General features: G+C 29.3%; 18 protein-coding genes. 2 read left to right on the forward strand and 16 right to left on the reverse strand.

The genetic code is table 11. From position 1 onward, the window contains the following. Positions 1-290: 290 nt before the first annotated feature. The 11 genes from F1564_RS06000 to F1564_RS06050 all read right to left on the reverse strand — a co-directional run bounded on the left by F1564_RS06000 (position 291) and on the right by F1564_RS06050 (position 10,770). Positions 291-965, reverse strand: coding sequence for an NAD(P)H-dependent oxidoreductase (locus tag F1564_RS06000; RefSeq protein ID WP_018449813.1), 675 nt, complete (start codon positions 963-965; stop codon positions 291-293). An 83-nt stretch (positions 966-1,048) separates the two neighbouring features. Then, positions 1,049-1,549, reverse strand: a complete 501-nt coding sequence (locus F1564_RS06005) for a hypothetical protein (protein WP_018449812.1) — start codon at positions 1,547-1,549, stop codon at positions 1,049-1,051. Between the two features lie 37 nt (positions 1,550-1,586). Next, the gene (locus F1564_RS06010; RefSeq protein WP_018449811.1) at positions 1,587-2,510 is read right to left on the reverse strand and encodes a deoxyribonuclease IV; all 924 of its coding nucleotides are present in this window, start codon (positions 2,508-2,510) and stop codon (positions 1,587-1,589) included. A 52-nt stretch (positions 2,511-2,562) separates the two neighbouring features. Continuing rightward, complete coding sequence (locus F1564_RS06015) at positions 2,563-3,198, reverse strand: hypothetical protein (RefSeq protein WP_026231180.1); 636 nt, start codon at positions 3,196-3,198, stop codon at positions 2,563-2,565. A 1-nt stretch (position 3,199) separates the two neighbouring features. Next, positions 3,200-3,970, reverse strand: coding sequence for a TrmH family RNA methyltransferase (locus F1564_RS06020; protein ID WP_018449809.1), 771 nt, complete (start codon positions 3,968-3,970; stop codon positions 3,200-3,202). 236 nt (positions 3,971-4,206) lie between these two features. Then, on the reverse strand, positions 4,207-6,147 hold the full coding sequence (locus tag F1564_RS06025; protein WP_018449808.1) for a DKNYY domain-containing protein: 1,941 nt from the start codon (positions 6,145-6,147) through the stop codon (positions 4,207-4,209). Positions 6,148-6,426: 279 nt separating this feature from the next. Continuing rightward, complete coding sequence (locus tag F1564_RS06030; RefSeq protein WP_018449806.1) at positions 6,427-8,622, reverse strand: DKNYY domain-containing protein; 2,196 nt, start codon at positions 8,620-8,622, stop codon at positions 6,427-6,429. A gap of 32 nt (positions 8,623-8,654) precedes the next feature. Further along, positions 8,655-8,996, reverse strand: a complete 342-nt coding sequence (locus F1564_RS06035) for a histidine triad nucleotide-binding protein (protein WP_018449805.1) — start codon at positions 8,994-8,996, stop codon at positions 8,655-8,657. 194 nt (positions 8,997-9,190) lie between these two features. Continuing rightward, positions 9,191-9,619, reverse strand: a complete 429-nt coding sequence (gene rpiB / locus F1564_RS06040) for a ribose 5-phosphate isomerase B (protein ID WP_018449804.1) — start codon at positions 9,617-9,619, stop codon at positions 9,191-9,193. Positions 9,620-10,064: 445 nt separating this feature from the next. Continuing rightward, positions 10,065-10,472, reverse strand: a complete 408-nt coding sequence (locus F1564_RS06045; RefSeq protein WP_018449803.1) for an acyl-CoA thioesterase — start codon at positions 10,470-10,472, stop codon at positions 10,065-10,067. A 55-nt stretch (positions 10,473-10,527) separates the two neighbouring features. Continuing rightward, positions 10,528-10,770, reverse strand: a complete 243-nt coding sequence (locus F1564_RS06050; RefSeq protein ID WP_018449802.1) for a KH domain-containing protein — start codon at positions 10,768-10,770, stop codon at positions 10,528-10,530. Between the two features lie 489 nt (positions 10,771-11,259). Between F1564_RS06050 and F1564_RS06055 the strand changes: the two genes are divergently transcribed. Next, a complete protein-coding gene (locus F1564_RS06055) occupies positions 11,260-12,183 on the forward strand; it encodes a tRNA 2-thiocytidine biosynthesis protein TtcA (protein WP_018449801.1) in 924 nt (307 codons plus the stop codon). An 18-nt stretch (positions 12,184-12,201) separates the two neighbouring features. Beyond that, entirely contained in the window at positions 12,202-12,462 is a 261-nt protein-coding gene (locus F1564_RS06060; protein WP_018449800.1) for a DUF4911 domain-containing protein, read from the forward strand. A 61-nt stretch (positions 12,463-12,523) separates the two neighbouring features. On the opposite strand, the gene F1564_RS06065 is transcribed toward F1564_RS06060, so the two are convergent. The 5 genes from F1564_RS06065 to efeO form a co-directional block, all read right to left on the reverse strand. Then, complete coding sequence (locus tag F1564_RS06065; protein ID WP_018449799.1) at positions 12,524-12,727, reverse strand: twin-arginine translocase TatA/TatE family subunit; 204 nt, start codon at positions 12,725-12,727, stop codon at positions 12,524-12,526. 2 nt (positions 12,728-12,729) lie between these two features. After that, a complete protein-coding gene (tatC, locus tag F1564_RS06070) occupies positions 12,730-13,443 on the reverse strand; it encodes a twin-arginine translocase subunit TatC (RefSeq protein ID WP_018449798.1) in 714 nt (237 codons plus the stop codon). Positions 13,444-13,486: 43 nt separating this feature from the next. Continuing rightward, on the reverse strand, positions 13,487-15,187 hold the full coding sequence (locus F1564_RS06075) for an FTR1 family iron permease (RefSeq protein WP_018449797.1): 1,701 nt from the start codon (positions 15,185-15,187) through the stop codon (positions 13,487-13,489). Next, on the reverse strand, positions 15,165-16,403 hold the full coding sequence (efeB, locus tag F1564_RS06080) for an iron uptake transporter deferrochelatase/peroxidase subunit (RefSeq protein WP_018449796.1): 1,239 nt from the start codon (positions 16,401-16,403) through the stop codon (positions 15,165-15,167). The genes F1564_RS06075 and efeB overlap by 23 nt, the downstream gene beginning before the upstream one ends. A 207-nt stretch (positions 16,404-16,610) precedes the next feature. Then, the gene (gene efeO / locus F1564_RS06085) at positions 16,611-17,492 is read right to left on the reverse strand and encodes an iron uptake system protein EfeO (RefSeq protein WP_018449795.1); all 882 of its coding nucleotides are present in this window, start codon (positions 17,490-17,492) and stop codon (positions 16,611-16,613) included. Between the last annotated feature and the right edge of the window lie 155 nt (positions 17,493-17,647).

The following is a 17,647-nucleotide window of genomic DNA, read 5'->3' on the forward strand; positions in this document are numbered from 1 at the left end:
TAATAAGAATTTTTGATTTAAAATTATTCAATTATTTCCAAGACTTTTGTAAGCGGCTATCTTATCTTTTTAGACTTCTCTTCGACTCTATACCCAAAACTTACAAAATATGAAATTCCATATTCCTTCAAATCAAATACTCCTTTTTCAGAAAAATATTTTCTATTTTAAAACCTTGTAGCTTTCTTATATTTAGAAAATGCTTCTCTCAGTGCATCTTTATATTCTTTATCTTCATACTAGATTTCCAAAAGATGAGTAAGTATATCATAAATCCAAGTATTCACTAACTACTCAACAACCTCATAAACTTCCGAAAGTTCTCTTCTAGTTTTTGGAGTAATATCTTCATCTCTATATCCAAAACTTACAAAATATGAAATTCCATATTCTTTCAAATCAAAGATACCTTTTTCAGAGAAGTATTTTTCAGCCATTTCTTTATTAAATCCTTCAATTGCACAGCTGTCAATCCCAAGAGCCGCAGCCATATTCATCATATTTACCATTGCAATGTAAGTCTGTTTTGAAGCCCAGTCAAACAATGCTCTTTCACTTTCCAGCAACTTAAAATGATTTTCTTGAAATTTTGTAAAAAATTCTTTTCTAATCTTCAAATTTTCATCAGAAATATTTTTTATTTCTTTCCCAATTTTTTCAAAATACTTGCTATCACCAGTAACACCTTTTCTAGCCAATACCATAACAATATGGCTCGCCCCATTCAAGCTGTTAATTGCTCCCCAAGCAAACTCTCTCATATCATTCAGCATTTCCTCATTTTTCACAAGAATAAATTTCCAAGGCTCAAGCCCAAATGAACTGGGAGAAATTCTACCTGCCTCAATAATTGCCATAAAATCTTCATCTGAAACAACTTTTGTCTTATCATATTTTTTGCACGCATATCTTCTGTTAAATATTTCAAACATTTCCTTTTTTGTTAATTCTTTATCTTTTTGCATTTTTATCACTTCTTTCTGTATATTTATCATATTTTATATAAACTTTACTATTTTTTTATTTATTTAAAAAATTATTTTCTATTCTAAAATCTTGTAGCTCTTGAATATTGAGAAAATCCTTCTTTAAGTGCTTTTTTATAATCTTCATCTTCGTATTTGATTTGTAAAATATGAGAATAATAAATCGAACGACTAATTTCTTTATTCTGTTTTTTATCATAAAATTGATTAATTATAAACTTAAACTCTATACCCTTTTCCTCACACCATTCTCCAATGGTATCAATAATATCTACTCTATCAATTGTAACTTCTTTTCCTGTTAATTCTTTATTTTTACCGTCGGTTACGTTTTTTCTTATAAAAAATCGTCCATCTTTTGTTACAGCTATTAATTCTAAATTGTCAAATTTTTTCCGAAGTATATTTTTTATCTCTTTCACATCACTCCCGCTAAATTGTTTAGAATTATCATATCCGCTAACTTCAATATTCATTAATTCTTTTTCATATATTTTTTCTTCTTTATTATCACACGAAACTAAAAGCAATAAAAACAATAAAAATAATCCTTTTTTTACCATACATCAATTCCTTTCATATTTCAAACAATAATAAATTTTACTGATTTTTGATTTTTTCCATCACATTTTCATCAAACTTCCCGGCTCTCAACATCTCAATCTCAAATTTATACGGCGGAACTTTCTTAGCTTTTTTATCATCACTCAAAGCCACATAAGGCGTTTCCAGAATTTTTGGCAAATGAGAAAATTTTTCAAAATGTGCAATTTTATTTAACACTTCAAATCCGATTTTTCCAAATCCCAAATTTTCGTGTCTATCTTTATGTGCACCACATACATTCTTACTATCATTCAAGTGAATTACTGAAATTCTGTCAATTCCAACAATTTTATCAAACTGCTCAATAACTCCCTCAAAATCATTCACAATATCATATCCAGCGTCGTGAACATGGCAAGTATCGAAACAAACAGTCAATTTATCCTTCAATTTCACACCATCAATAATTTTGGCAATTTCCTCAAAACTTCTTCCGCACTCTGTACCTTTTCCAGCCATCGTTTCAAGTGCCACAGTCGTTTTCTGATCTTTTGTCAAAACTTCATTCAATCCTTCAATAATTTTATTAATTCCAACTTCTGCACCTTCTCCAACGTGAGCACCTGGATGAAGCACAATTCTTTTTGCCCCAATAGCATCTGTCCTTTCAATCTCTGTTCTCAAAAACTGTACCGCAATCTCAAAAGTTTCAGGCTTTACAGCATTCCCAAGATTAATTATATAAGGAGCATGCACAACAATATCATCAATATCAATATTATTCTCCTTCATAAGTTTAAGCCCAGTTTCAATATTCAGTTCTTCAATCGGCTTTCTCCGTGTATTCTGCGGTGCTCCAGTATAAATCATAAAAGTATTCGATCCATAAGAAACAGCTTCCTTAACCGATCCCAAAAGCATATCTTTCCCACTCATTCCCACGTGTGATCCGATTTTAAAAATTTCTTTTTTTGACATTTCTTATTTTTACCTCTCTATTTATTTTTTTTATTAAAATAATATCTAAATTTTATTTTTCTATTAAGTCTGCTGCAATTTCATTATCTGGAATATATTTTGTCATAAATTTAGGCCCTCTTTCTGCCGTTTTAAAAAATCTCTGTAAAACATCTTTTGCAATATTATTGTATATTTTTATATCCAGTTTTTCTGATAGTTCCTTTTGTAATTCAAGATAAGATGGCATATCGTCCCCATAAGCATCTTCAAATTGATCTTGTCCTTTAGGTTCTGATTCTTCCACCTTTTTTTCAAGTGCTTCAAGATTTTCCAAATATTCCCTGTCTGCATAATTTAACCAGAAATTTGCACAATTCAGTAATAATTCAAACCATTCCACTAAATTTTCAGCAATTCTCCCACATTCAAGAGGAAAATCAAAACAAACATAGCTAATACTACCGTCTTCCAGTAAAATATATGCCCCAGCTCCACCATCTTCCGCAAAAACTTTTCCATCAATATTAAATTCATAATCTGGATATTCCTCTTTTACCGATGTCAATTCTTTAAAGTCCAATGCAAATAATGCTTCTGTTTTTTCTTTCAAATCTTTATTTTCTAAAACCATTTTAAACAATTCATCTTGAGTATATTTTTGATTTTTTGTTAATTTTTTTGTATTATCAAACATAAACTTCTCCATTCTATAAACTCCCCAATTTCTCTCTCATCTTATACAAAAATATCCCTGTCGCCACACTCACATTCAGTGACTCAATATTCCCATAAATTGGAATAATTGCCTTTATATCAGAATTTTTTATCAGATATTCAGACACTCCGCCACCTTCATGTCCAAAAATAAACGCATTATTTTCTTGCAATTCAATCTTTTCATAAGAAATTGAATCTTCGTGTAAAGCAGTTGCTATTTTTAAATAATTTTTGTTATTCAAAAATTTTACAATATTTTCAGGTGTTTCATAAATTATGTTTAGCTTGAAAATCCCGCTCATTGTAGCACGTACTGTCTTCGGATTATAAACATCTACTGAACCCTTTGTCAGAATTAAATTCTGAAAGTTTGCAGCAATCATTGTCCTAATGATAGTTCCAGCATTTCCTGGATCCTGAATATCATCCAGAATTACCACATCTCCCTGTATATCCTCAATCGTATTCAAATTTTTAGAATACAAAAATATTATCCCTTGACTATTTTCCTGAGTTGAAACTTCATCAAATAGATTATCCTTCAAAATTGTCAGATTATCGTGTTTAGAAATCTCATATTTCTCATCAAAATAGTCAAATTTCGATTCCTTCACAATAATTTTATTAAAATTGATATTCTCGTTTAGAAACTTTTCCCCTTCAGCCTTAAAAATGCTGTTTTCATCACGATACTTCTTTTTATCCAGTTTTTTTAATAATTTATAAAATTTGTTATCTGGACTCGCTATTACATCTCTCATTTTTTATTCTTTCACTTTCTATTTTCTAAATTTAAAAATAATATTTTTTATTAATATACTCAAACATATTCAAAATTGAACTATTAAAAATCATATAAATTTAGGGTTTAAGTAAAATAGCCCTAACTTTTGAGTTTGGTTTTAAATCTATTTTACTATAACAAGGGGTCAAGACCCCTTGCTAAAATAACTATTTAGTTTGCTTATATCCTAGTTTGATTTTAAATAATTCAAAATTATTTTTTAAATTCTTTATAAATTTTATTTTTATCTCTTACTGTAACTCCATTACTTGTCTCAATTATCTTAAAACTTTCTGGGTCTGCACCTTTAATTTCCCGATCTTCAATATACACTTTATTCTTATCTTTTGCATAACCAAACATTAATTGTACAAATGATGAAGTATCAGCCCCTTTTACTTTGGCGAAAACTTTATTTGGATTCAATTCATCTAATCTAAATGCGTCAAAATAATAAACCCCATTTTTATCTTGAAAATAACCCATAGACTCAGATTCATACGAATTATCAGCATTAGAATATTTAAAAGAATTTGCATCAAAATTTAAAGCAACTATTTCATATACTTCTTTACCAGCTTTATTTTTTAACACATAAACTTTATCTTTAGTTTTTAAGAAAAAAATAATATCTTCATTATTTTTAAAGTCACGACCCACAAATTCAAATCCATCTGGATTTATACCTTTCATTTTATTTCCATAATAATAAACATTGTTTTTATCTCTTGAAAATTCATCATTCAAAACCTCAAAACTATTTCTATCTGCACCTGCTATTTTTTTCAAGCCCATTTTATACAATTCATTTTCGTAATACACGTTATTTTTATCACGAAAATAATTTCCCGAATAACTAAACGTTTCAAAAGTTTTAGAATCTACTTTAGGATTTTTTACAACAGCTGTTTTTACACTTTTTAGCTCACCAGTTTCTTCATCAAATACTGCAATAAGTTTATATATATTCTTATTATCATTTAAAAAATTGATTGGTAAATTTGGTCTATTAACAAGTCTTGTAACTTTAAATCCAGCTGAACTTATATCATTTAATTTTCTTCCTGCGTAATAAACATTTTTCTTGTCATACGAAAAACCATTTTCTTCTCCAATAGTAAAACTGCTTTTATCCACATCCTGTAACTGCACAACATTATATCCTGCATAATAAACATTATTTTTGTCTTTAGAATAATCACTATTTTCCATTACTTCAAAAGTATCTTTATCAGCATTTTTTATTATTTTAAGATAACCAGCTTCCTTATACGGTGTCATCACGTATACATTTTTATCATCTTTTCCATAAACAACCATACTTGGACTGCTTAAATAATTTTCTATTATTTCAAACTTTTCAGGATTTTTTATATTCACTTTTTCTCCCAAATAGTAGACTTCATTTCCATTTTTAACCAAATTACTATCCAAAACTTTAAAATCTTTTTCATTTATTTTCCCAAGATTTTTAACATCTCCAAAGTAATAATACAGGTTATTCTTATCTCTGGCATAATTTGTTTCAGGAATTCTTCTAAAAGTTTGAGGATCTGCATCTTTTATAATGTCTACTGCAGCATACACATTTTTATCATCCTTTGAATACATTCCATCCCCAATTATTTTAAATGTTTTTGGATTCGCACCTTTAATTTTTTCTCCTGAATAATAGACCGCATTTTTGTCTTTTGCATAACTATGGTCTGCTTCCAGAACTACAAATGAATTTACATCTGCATTTGAAATTTTGTCTGAATCATAATATACATTTTTATCATCCTTTGAATAAAATTCATTCAAAACTTTTATTGTTTTTGGATTTGCTCCATTTATTTTGTGAATCCATTCATTAATTGGTCTATAAACATTATTCTTATCTCTTGAATAATACTGTGGCAGCACTTCAAAAGTTTTACTGTCCACATCTTCAAACGATTTATTTCCTGAAAAATAAACATTTTTCCTATCCTTTGCATATTTATCATTCAGTATTTTAAACGTTCCTAAATCCACATTTTCAACTTTAAATTCTGAATCATCTTCTTCACTGTATTTGTAATAAACTGCATTATCCTTTTTCACATATTCTGCCATTCCTAAATTAACTAAAATAAATACTCCAGCAATAATTTTAAAAAATTTACTTTTCATAAAAAATCCCTCCAAATCCTTTTTTAAATAATTTATTCAACAGACCTATTTGATAACTTAATTTTTTTATTTCACGAGAGGGCAAAAACCCTTGCTTCAGAACATTTGTTTTATTAAATTCTAAGTTTTCAAACAAATCTAAATAAACGCTTAAAAACATTTAAAACCCTTCAAAATTGAATTAGATAATTAAAAAGAATTTTAGCAGGATAATTATGATTTTCTAAATTCTTTTTTAAAGCAGTTTTACTAAAATATAAATAAAATAATTTTTACTTGTCACTCACAATCATTTTTATAAACTCTATTTTTATCCTTAACTACAACTCCCTCATCTTCCAGTATGACAGTAAAACTTGGCACATCCACCCCTTTAAATTCCTTATATTTACAATAAGCTCTATTCTTATCTTTGGAATATCCATATCCAAATGCTTTAAATGTTGGGATATCAGCCCCTTCTAGTTTAATAAAGGCATTCTGCACATCCTTTGCTTCCAAATTTAATAATTTTCCATAATCAAGATAATAAATCCCATTTTTATCTTTAAAATAATTACTCGTATTTTTATTTGCTATATCAAATGAAGCACTGTCAAAATTTAAAGGTACTATCTCATAATCTCCTTCTCCAGTTTCATCTTTCCAAAAATATACACCATTTTTATTTTTTACAATATCTGAACCGACAAATTTAAATCCTTCTGAACTAATATTCTCAATTTGTTTTCCAAGATAATAGACATTTTTATTATCCTTTGCAAAAAAATTATCCATTTCGACAAAGCTGTTCCTATCACTACCTTCGACCTTTTTCAGTTCCTTCTTATTCATATCATAATAAAAAACGTTGTTCTTATCTCTGTAATAACTCCCCGTGTATTCCTTAACAAGTTCAAAGCTCGGAGCATCGACTTTCACATTTGTTACATTAGACAATTTTATATTTTTCAAATTATATCTTTCATCATCAAATCCATAAGTAAATTTATACAAATTCCTGCTGTCTGTCAAAAAAGCAATTTTTTCAGAATCTCCAGAATTAACAGTTAAATCAATAATTTTAAATCCTTGTGGACTTATTCTGTCTAACTTTTTTCCATAAAAATAAATACTGTTCTTATCATGCGAAAAGCCATTTTCTCCAATAGTAAAACTGTCTTTATCTACATTTTTCATTTGTACAACATCAGAATGTGTAAAATAAATATTGTTTTTATCTTTTGTATACATACTGTTTTTCATTACTTCAAAAGAATTTACATCTGCATTTTTTATTATTTTACTTGAATAAGTTTCATCAAATTTTGAAATTGCATATACATTTTTATCATCTTTTCCATAAATAAAATTTGGAAAGTTATAATATTTACTCAAAATTATTTCAAAAGTTTCTGGACTTTTTATATTCAATTTTTTCCCTTCTGCAAAAATTCTATTTCTATTTTTTACCACGTCAATTCCATCAAAATATAAAATTTTAAGAGTTTTATTGTCAATTTTATCAATTTTTACTTCCCGATAATAAAGATTATTTTTATCCTTTGAATAATACGTTGTTTTAGGAAGCCTTTCAAAAGTTTTTGAATCTGCCTCTTTTATTTTGCGTCCTCCAATAAAGACACTATTTTTATCTTTTGAATACATCTGAACAAGATCACTAGGCTCTAAAATAACTTCAAAAGATTTTGCATCAGCTCCTTTTATTTTTTCACCAAGAAAGTAAACATTATTTTTATCTTTTCCATAAGCTACGTTTCCCTCTATGGCTTCAAAAGTAGCTACATCGACATTTTCCATCTTTTGTCCAAAATTCAAAAATACATTTTTATCATCCTTCAAATAAACCTGATCTAATATTTTTATCGTATCAGGATTCGCATCCTTTATTTTATCAGAGCCACTGTACACATTATTCTTGTCTTTTGCGTAATAATCAGGCATTATTATCTGAAATGTACTTTTATCAACATCGTATATCGGTGTTCCAGCATAATAAATATTATACCTGTCCTTTGAATAACTTTCATCAATTGCTTCAAAACTGTCTAAATCCTGAACATATTCAACTTCAAAAAAACTTCCTCCAATATACAGTTTACCATTATTTCTAAAATACAAAAGTTTATTTTTATTTTTGTAAAGTTTGAAATCCTTTGGATTTATCTCCATTTTTTCATCATAATTATAAATATATTTTTTATCTTTCCCATTGACTTCCCCAATTACCTGAAAAGTCTTAACATCAGCATCTTCTAGCTTCTTGTCAATACAAAAAACATTTTTACTATCTTTCCCATAAATCTCATTTAATTTCACAAATGTCTTAAAATCTGCGTCTTCCACTTTTCTTTCATCAGTCTGCGATATTTTATCCATATAGTAAACAGCATCATCTTTTTTTATATACTCAGCCATTCCCAAATTTGCCAAAAGAAAGACAAGCACAACAATTTTAGAAAACTTATTTACCATAAATTCCCTCCAGAATAAAAATTTTACTTCTTCTATTTTAATTTGACTGGCAATTTTTCCCCACCTAAAATGTGATAATGAATATGGTAAACTTCCTGCCCCCCATTATCCCCGATGTTAGTTATAACCCTATATCCATCTTTATCTAATTCCAAAATTCTAGCCACTTTTGCCACAGTCAGCTGTAACTTACCAAGCAGTAAAGCATCTTCCTCAGTTGCCGCATCCAAATTTTTAATTTCTTTTTTTGGAATTACAAGCACGTGAACTTTTGCCGCTGGATTTATATCATGAAAAGCTAAGAATTCTTCATCTTCATATACAATATTTGCAGGTATTTCCTTATCTATTATCTTTTTAAAAATTGTTGACATAAAAATCACTCCCTTATTTTATTTTTCAATATAGATATATTCAAAAACTCATTTTTTTATTTTAACAAGGGGTCAATACCCCTTGCTTTATAATAATATTTGTTTTGTTTTATTAACTTCTAATAATTTCTGAATAAGCCTAATAAATATTTAGTAATCAATTTTAATTAGAATTTTTTAAGATATTTTTTTTATTACAATTCTATTTTTCCAACTCTTTTAGCATGTCTGCCACCTTCAAACTCTGTATTTACAAATGCTTCAACACAAGCCATCCCTAAATTTTCACCTAGGACTCTTGCTCCTAATGCTATAATATTTGCATCATTATGAAGCCTTGCAAGTTTTGCCGTGTATTCGTTGTGACAAAGAGCGGCACGAATTCCTTTTATTTTATTTGCAGCAATAGAAATTCCAATTCCAGTTCCGCAAATTAAGATTCCAAAATTCACTTCCCCGTCTAGAATTTTCTGGCTAACTTCCTTAGCAATATCAGGATAATCAACCGAATCCAGCGTATTAGTTCCCACATTCACAATTTCATATCCCTTGCTTCTAAGTTCCTGCATAATTTTATTCTTAAATTCCACTCCTGCATGATCATTTCCAATTGCTATCTTCATTTATAAAGCCTCTTTTCTTCTTAATAATAAATTATTTAATAATTTTATCTATTTTTTATTTGACAACGGGGCAAAACCCTCGCTTCAGAACATTTATTTTATTAAATTCTAAATGTACTCGAACTCATTTAAAACTGAACTATTAAAAATTATATAAATTTAGGGTCTAAGTAAAATAGTCATAGTTTTTGAGTTTGGTTTTAAATTAATTTTACTATATATAGTTTATGAACAAGTCTACTTTTAGCAAATTCATTTCCAAATATTTAGCATTTTTTCCCTAAATTTTATAAAATAAATTCTCACTGTATAAACTATGATTATTCTATAAACTAATTTTTTTGATAAAAATAATAAAAATAAATTTCCTTTACTGTAAATTTTTAACAGCAAATTCTATTTTACAAAACTTTAATTACGACAGTAATATAAATATTTAAAATAATTATTTAATAAGTTTTTCCAGCAATTCATTTGAAATTCTTTTCAATTTACCATTTTCATCAACAAAAACATTTACAGTTTCAGCCTTTGCCTTTAAAATTCCATCTGAATTGTGAATTTCATAAGAAAATCTGATTTTAATATTGTTTATTTCCTCAATTTTTACAGAAATTTCAATTTCCTCATCATACTTTGCCGAATTAATATATTCAATATTCAGTGTCTTTACTGGCAAAATAAATCCCATATCCTCCATATTCTTATACGGAAAAATATCCCTAAAATACTCAGTTCGTGCCATTTCCATCCATTTTAAATAATTTGAATGATACACAACTCCCATTTTATCAGTATCATAATAATAAACTCTAAGTTTAAAGATCTTCCTTTTCAAATCAGAAGTTTTCATAAATCCGCTCCTTGATTAACATAAAATCTAGTAAAATACCATAATTCTATTTTATCTACATTTCTTTAACTTCAATTTTTACACTTTTTCTATCTTTTTTTGCAACCGAAGACATAAGAACTCTAAGTGCTGTAATAATCCTTCCATTTTTCCCAATCACTTTCCCCATATCGTCCTTTGTCACATTAATCGTAATATCTACAAATTTCCCTTTTTCATTGCTTTCAATTGTATAACTTTCAGTCGAATCTAATAAATTCTCAATCCAAAAATCTACAGTTTCAAAATATTTACTCATTTATTTTTTCCCTCCATTTTTATCCCAATTTTATTTTCTTACAGTTATTATACCATATTTTCAATATTCTTATCAAATTTTGTTTTTAATTTAACACTAAACACCATTTTAAAAATAGAAATTATATTTTATATTATTTGCTAACAAGTGGGCTTGATCTCTTACAAAGAAATTTATAATTAGTCTGCTATTTAAAAATAGAAAATAGCATAAATACGGAAAAAATTTATTAGACCTTTTACCTTTTCGTTAGCTATACGAACTCAGAATCTAATAAAATAAATATCCTGAAGCAAGGGGTCTTGACCCCTTGTATAGATAAAAAAACTTAGGTTATCGAACATATCTATTTATCAATTCAATATTTTAACAATGGTAAAACAAAAAAATATAATTTTACTATAGTTGATTGGAGTATTTTTTTATGTTATAATATTTTTTGATTACCTAAATCAAGGATAATATGAACTTTAAAAGGAGTTGCAAATAATGAATTCAGAAAATAATCTCGATGATAAAAATACAATAAATAATAAAATAAATACTGACAGAATTGCCTCTACTTCCCTTGGAAGTGCAGTTTGTGAAACAATTCTACCATCTGTTCCACTCCAGCCGTTAGAAACTATTGAAAAAAGTATTCAGAAAAAATACCGTTCAGCACTTTGGACACCATTTGTACGAGCTTTAAAGGAATTTGAGATGGTAAAGGATGGAGATAGAATCGCAGTGGCTATTTCTGGAGGAAAAGACAGCCTTTTACTGTCAAAATTATTTCAGGAATTGAAAAGAGCCAGCAGAACTAATTTTGAAGTTGTATTTATTTCAATGAATCCAGGCTTTAATGCTGCAAATTTGAATAATTTAAAAAAAAATTTGGAACATCTGAATATTCCATGTGAAATTTATGATGATAACATTTTTGAAGTTGCCGAAAAAATTGCAAAAGACTACCCCTGCTACATGTGTGCTAAAATGCGACGTGGCAGCCTTTACACAAAAGCAACTTCACTTGGCTGCAATAAACTCGCTCTTGGGCATCATTTTGACGATGTTATCGAAACTACTCTAATGAGTATATTTTATATGGGAAAATTTGAAACAATGCTTCCAAAATTAAAGTCCGATAATTATGACATAGAATTAATCCGTCCATTGTTCTATGTCGAAGAAAAAGCAATTATAAAATGGGTTCGAAATAATGGAATCTTGCCGATGAACTGCGGCTGTACAGTAGCTGCTGAAAAGACTTCAAGCAAACGCCGTGAAACCAAAGATTTAATTACACAGCTTGTAAAAAACAATCCAGATATAAAAAAACGAATAATTCAATCAACACAGAATGTGAATTTGGAAAAAATATTAGGCTGGAAAGATTCAAACGGAAAATACTCGTATTTGGACAAATTTTAAAGAGAAAGGCTGAAAAATATGGAAAATAATGAAAAAGAAATGAAAAGCTGGGAATACATCATTCAAACAAAAAAAGAACATATTGACTTTATTAATAAAATCATAGAAGCATACGATGGCTTAGGAAATGTGAGAACACTTGATAACCAGAATGGTTTAATAAAAATTCTTACAAATTCATATCTTTTAGATGATATGGATAAAGCGATTGAAACGTTAAAACAAAAAAATATCGAAATGGAAGTATTAGAAAAAAGAGAATGGCTTGGAGTATTATAATTCCAAGCCTTTTATAATTTAAATATAATAAACAAAAAATAGCTTATGAACTAAGATTAATTTATTTACACTTTTTTTCCTTTTTATCTTCTACATTTTTATTATCAGCCTCTGATTCAATTCCAGAAACTGACTTTTTAAATTCCCGAATCATTTTTCCTATGGCTTCTCCCAGTTCAGGCAGTCTTTTAGGTCCAAAAATAAGTAATGCACCAAGTATCAGAACTATTAGTCCTGGTGCTCCTATATCTCGAAAAATTCCCATTTTTAATCATCCCTCCTTCTTTTGTAGACATATTTACAAACAGAAATACTCACTTCATAAAGTAAGATTAATGGTGCTGCCATTGTTAAATCGCTTATAAAATCAGCTGGCGTCAGAACGACTGCAACTACCAGCAAAATAAAGTAGCCATATCGCCTGTTTTTTATTAAATATTGCGGTGTCAAGATATGCAGCGAGGTTAGAAATGCCACAATAACGGGCAATTCAAATATTACACCAAGCGGTAATGATGTATGTAATACAAATGTTAAATAATTATTTGCTGTAAGTTGAATATTAAACAAATCTTTGCCAAAAGATAGTAAAACATTTAGTAAAGCAGGTGTTACTATAAAAAATCCAAAAGAAAGTCCTGTAACAAATAATATAAAAGTTGCAGGTACATAAGATAAAATTGCCTTAGCTTCCTTTTCCTTAAGAGCAGGACGAATAAAAGCCCATAGCTGATAACTTGTAAAAGGCAATGTCAAACTAAAAGCACATATTCCAGCCAGCATTAAATAAATGCTCAAAATATCATTAGGCCCAAGAACTGTGAGCTTCTGCTTGAATGAAGCCGTCAGTAATTTGTAAATATCGGAGCAAAATATCAAACTTACTAAAAAAGCCACAATAAAAAATATAATTGTGATAATGAGTCTTTTCCTAAATTCGCTCAAATGTTCTACAAGCGTCTGTTCATCAATTTTAGTCATTCTATTCCTTTCCGATATTTTATCTTTTAAAATTTTTATTTTTTTATTTATCTTTTCTCTTTTTTATCAATGTAGCAATCACGATAATCACAATTAAAATTAATTGACTAATAAATACTTCCATATTTGCATAAATTCCCAAAATTTCCATTGTAGGTATAAAATGAACTACGTGTAACGGTAAAATCCCTACAACTTGCAACATGTGAATACTTGTTCCAAGCATTTTAAATGCAAGGAAATAAATTGTCCATGTAAGTACAAAAAACACTTGATGTATTTTTATTTTTGAAGAAGCATATATTAAAACAAGTGCAATTACAATTAGTATCAATATCGCACTTACAATACCGATAATCAAATTCTGCAATGAAATTAATGGTAAAATTCCTACATAAAACAATATTGTTTCTGCCCCTTCTCTAAATACCGCAAGAAAACTAAGTACAAACATTGACACAAAACTTCCTGTACTTAATACAATATCCATTTTTCTGTCAATATAATCTTGCCAAGATTTCAAGGATGATTTACTATGCAGCCAGAATCCAATCCCAATCATCATTATAACTGCAAAAATTCCTACAAATCCTTCCAGAATTTCACGATTTGTTCCTGAAGATACCGCAGGAAATAACGCCTGAAGAGCAAATGCTATTACCACACTTGCCAAAATTCCAGCAGCAGCTCCTGCATACACCCAACGTAATCCTTTTTTCTGATTTGCAGCTTTCAAGCTGCTTACCAATGCCAGAACTATTAGAAGCGCCTCCACACCTTCACGAAGAAGTATAAACATTGCATCAATAAACGTATATTGTGCTTTTGTATCAATTTGTGATAATTCTGTAATTAATCCTTGTAATTGTTCCTGATACTCTTTTTCGCTACCTTTTACCATGATTATTGGAGTCTGTGTTTCCACTTTTGTATATAAAGCTGAATTTCTCGTACTTACATCGCCTTCAACCGTAGGCCATACCTGAATAAACTCTTTCACTTTTGACTGACCTTTAGATTTATTTCCATTTTTAAAGGCTTCCAACGCATCTTTCAACATATCTACAGCTTCTTTTAGTGTAATTGTGCTTGAAATATTATTTTCTATCTTCTTGCCATCTAAATAGTCTTGTATTGTTGATTTCAAGTCATTAAAAGAATTGATTGTGCTGTCATAATCAAATGGCTCCACTTCCATAGAACTTCTCAAAAATGACATCGCAGTTTCTACTTTCCCATAGTAAGGAATACTTCTGCTTCTTATAAAACTTTCATTTCTTGTCCAGACACCATTAAATTTCAGATATTCTTTTTTCATAAGTTCCACATCTTTAGATTGAATTGCTTTTTCCAGCATATCTAAAGCAGGATTCATTCTTGACTGGAACTTTTTCTTTTCTGCATTATCGTCAACAGGATTCTGCTCTTTTTCAAAAGCTAGTAATGCTGTTGTAACTTCTCTCAGGTCATCTTCTGACAATACAGCTTTTTCTTTATTTAAAAGTTCCTGTACCTTTTTCCCTTTCGTAGAATCAGCATTTTTAACCTTTTTAAATTCATCTCTTACTTCGGAAAAAAGTTTTTTTGCTTCATTTTGGTTATTATTTTTTATTGCCGTTGTTGTGTCTGTAATTTTTATGTAAAGTCCACTATAACTTTCTTCTGCAATAATATTCACGAAGAATAGCATAAAGCACAAAAATAGCATTGTACTTATTTTTTTATTCAAATAATTTCTGCCCAATGTACTCTCCCTTCTTTATCCCTCCAAAACACGCAAAAATTCCTGTTCCGACATGAGTAATGTATTCATTCAACTTGTCATCGTTTCCTAGGCTGTTCTGAATCTTTATAAATTGATCAGGATGTTTTTGAAAACATATAAATAGCAGTCCCGCATCAAACTGTCCGCTCACTTCATCTATTCCATTAGAATAAGAAAAGGCACGGCGTGCTATTTTAACGTCAGCTTTTTTGGCAAGATAAACGTGTGAATCAATTGGTAGAACTGGTTTTCCGTCTGGTCCTTTTTTATTTATGTCAATTGTTGCAAATTCATCTGTTTCTCCGAATGGAGCCCCGCTTTCCTTATACCTTCCAAACGTATTTTCCTGCTCCTGCAAATTAGTTCTATCCCATGTTTCAAGATGCATTTGAATACGCCTTACAATAAGAAAAGTCCCATTTTTCAGCCAATTATTCTTATCATACCAGACAACATTTTTAAAATCATTATTATTTTTTGGATTTTCCGTTCCATCTTTAAATCCAAAAAGATTTCTTGGAGTTTCTTTTCCATTTCCAATAGGCAAAAAGCCAGCTTGAGTCCATTTTAAAGTAATTAAGGCACGTCCTTTACGAACAAGATTTCTCACAGCATGAAATGCTACCTGTGCATCATCCGCACAAGCCTGAATACAAATATCACCGCCTTTATACTTGTCCTTTATCTGATCTCTCGGAAAATGTGGCAAATCCTTAAATTCTTCCATTTTCTTATTATCCAGCTTCAATTTATCCAGAAAAGACGGACTTATTCCAAAAGTTATTGTCAGACGGTACGGATTTAATCCCACTGTTTCTCCTGTATCTAGTGGAGGAACTAGATGATTTGCAAGTTCTGGTGCTACAAGTTCACCCTTCATAAGTTTTTCAGAATAATCTGTCCAGTCCTTGAACATCTGTTTTATTTCTTCCTTGTCTGTAGAATGTAAATCTAATACCGCAAAATAAACATTTTTCTGAACAGGAGTAGCAATTCCTGACTGATGTTCTCCATAAAATGAAATTTCTTCATTTCCAACAACTTGATTTGCCTTGCCGCTAAACATATTTGCAAAAATTGCACCCGCTCCGCTCGCTCCAATTGCAGCACCTGCTCCAACCATTCCTGCTTTTTTCAAAAAATCACGACGTGATATTTTTTTATCAAACCATTTTTTATCATTTTCATCACTCATTATTTTACCTCTTTTTATACTGTAAGTTTTATTTAGATGTGTTCAATAATCTAAATGTTAATTTTAACAAAGGGAATTAATTCCCTATTTAATAATAGTTAAACATATTAGATATGTTTGATAACCTAAGTTTTTTTATCTATACAAGGGGTCAAGACCCCTTGCTTCAAGATATTTATTTTATTAAATTTTTATCGAATAAGTGTATTATTTCTTAGGAGTTGCGTCTATTACGATTCCCATTTGCGATAAAGGTTCTCCAAGTTTAGTAACTGCTTCAGCTAGAGCTTTTGTATCTTCTGGCTTCAACTCTGTGTACAATTTATAATTTTTATCATCTGTCATATATTTGTCAAGAAGTGCATTTACAGCTTTAAATTCAGTATCTAAAGTTGTTACGAGCTTAGCATCTTTTTGTTCTAATTTAGGTCTGAACAGTTCAAAAATTTTCTGAGCCCCTTCGATATTCGCTCTAAAGTCGTATAAATCAGTATGCGAGAACACTTCTTCTTCTCCAGTAATTTTTTGAGTCGAAACTTCATTTAACAAATCAATCGCTCCTGTAACCATTAAATCAGGTGTTACTTCAATTGTGGCAATTTTTGCCTTTAGTTCCTTAATGTCGTTTACAAGATCTTCTGCATATTTTTCAGTTCCTTTTGTAGTGTTTTGTTCCCACAATATTTTTTCAATTCTATGAAAACCTTTCCATCCTTCTTCATTTTTAAATTCTTCCTTGAAGTCTACAAGACGGTAATCTATCTTAATATCCGATTCTCCAAAACTTTCAGCGATAGGCTCAGATCTTTCATAAGCCATACGGATTAAGGGATAAACTTTTTTAGCTTCGTCTAATTTCCCAGTCTTTAATAATTGTGCAAAATTTTCTGTATCCTTTAAAAGCATATCAATCTGACCTTCAACATACTTTTTATATTCAGAAGTTTCCTTGCTTAAATCAGTTTTCCCTTGTTCAGCTGTCTTTCCAGCTGTTGTACCAGCCTTTCCACCTTCCTTTGCTCCAGTATCTTTGCCACAGCTTATCGCCATTAATGCTCCAATAAGCAATAAAATTCCCATTTTTTTCATAAAAAATTCCTCCCAATTTATATTTGCTATATTATACTCATTATTTTATTATTTGTAAAGTAAAAATATTTGATTTACAAAATTTTTTACTAAAAAAATTATTATGTAACTAAAAAAGTCCTCCACAATCTAGAGAACTTTTTATTTTTTATTCA

The sequence above is a fragment of the Leptotrichia shahii genome, from assembly GCF_008327825.1.
Taxonomy (GTDB): domain Bacteria; phylum Fusobacteriota; class Fusobacteriia; order Fusobacteriales; family Leptotrichiaceae; genus Leptotrichia; species Leptotrichia shahii.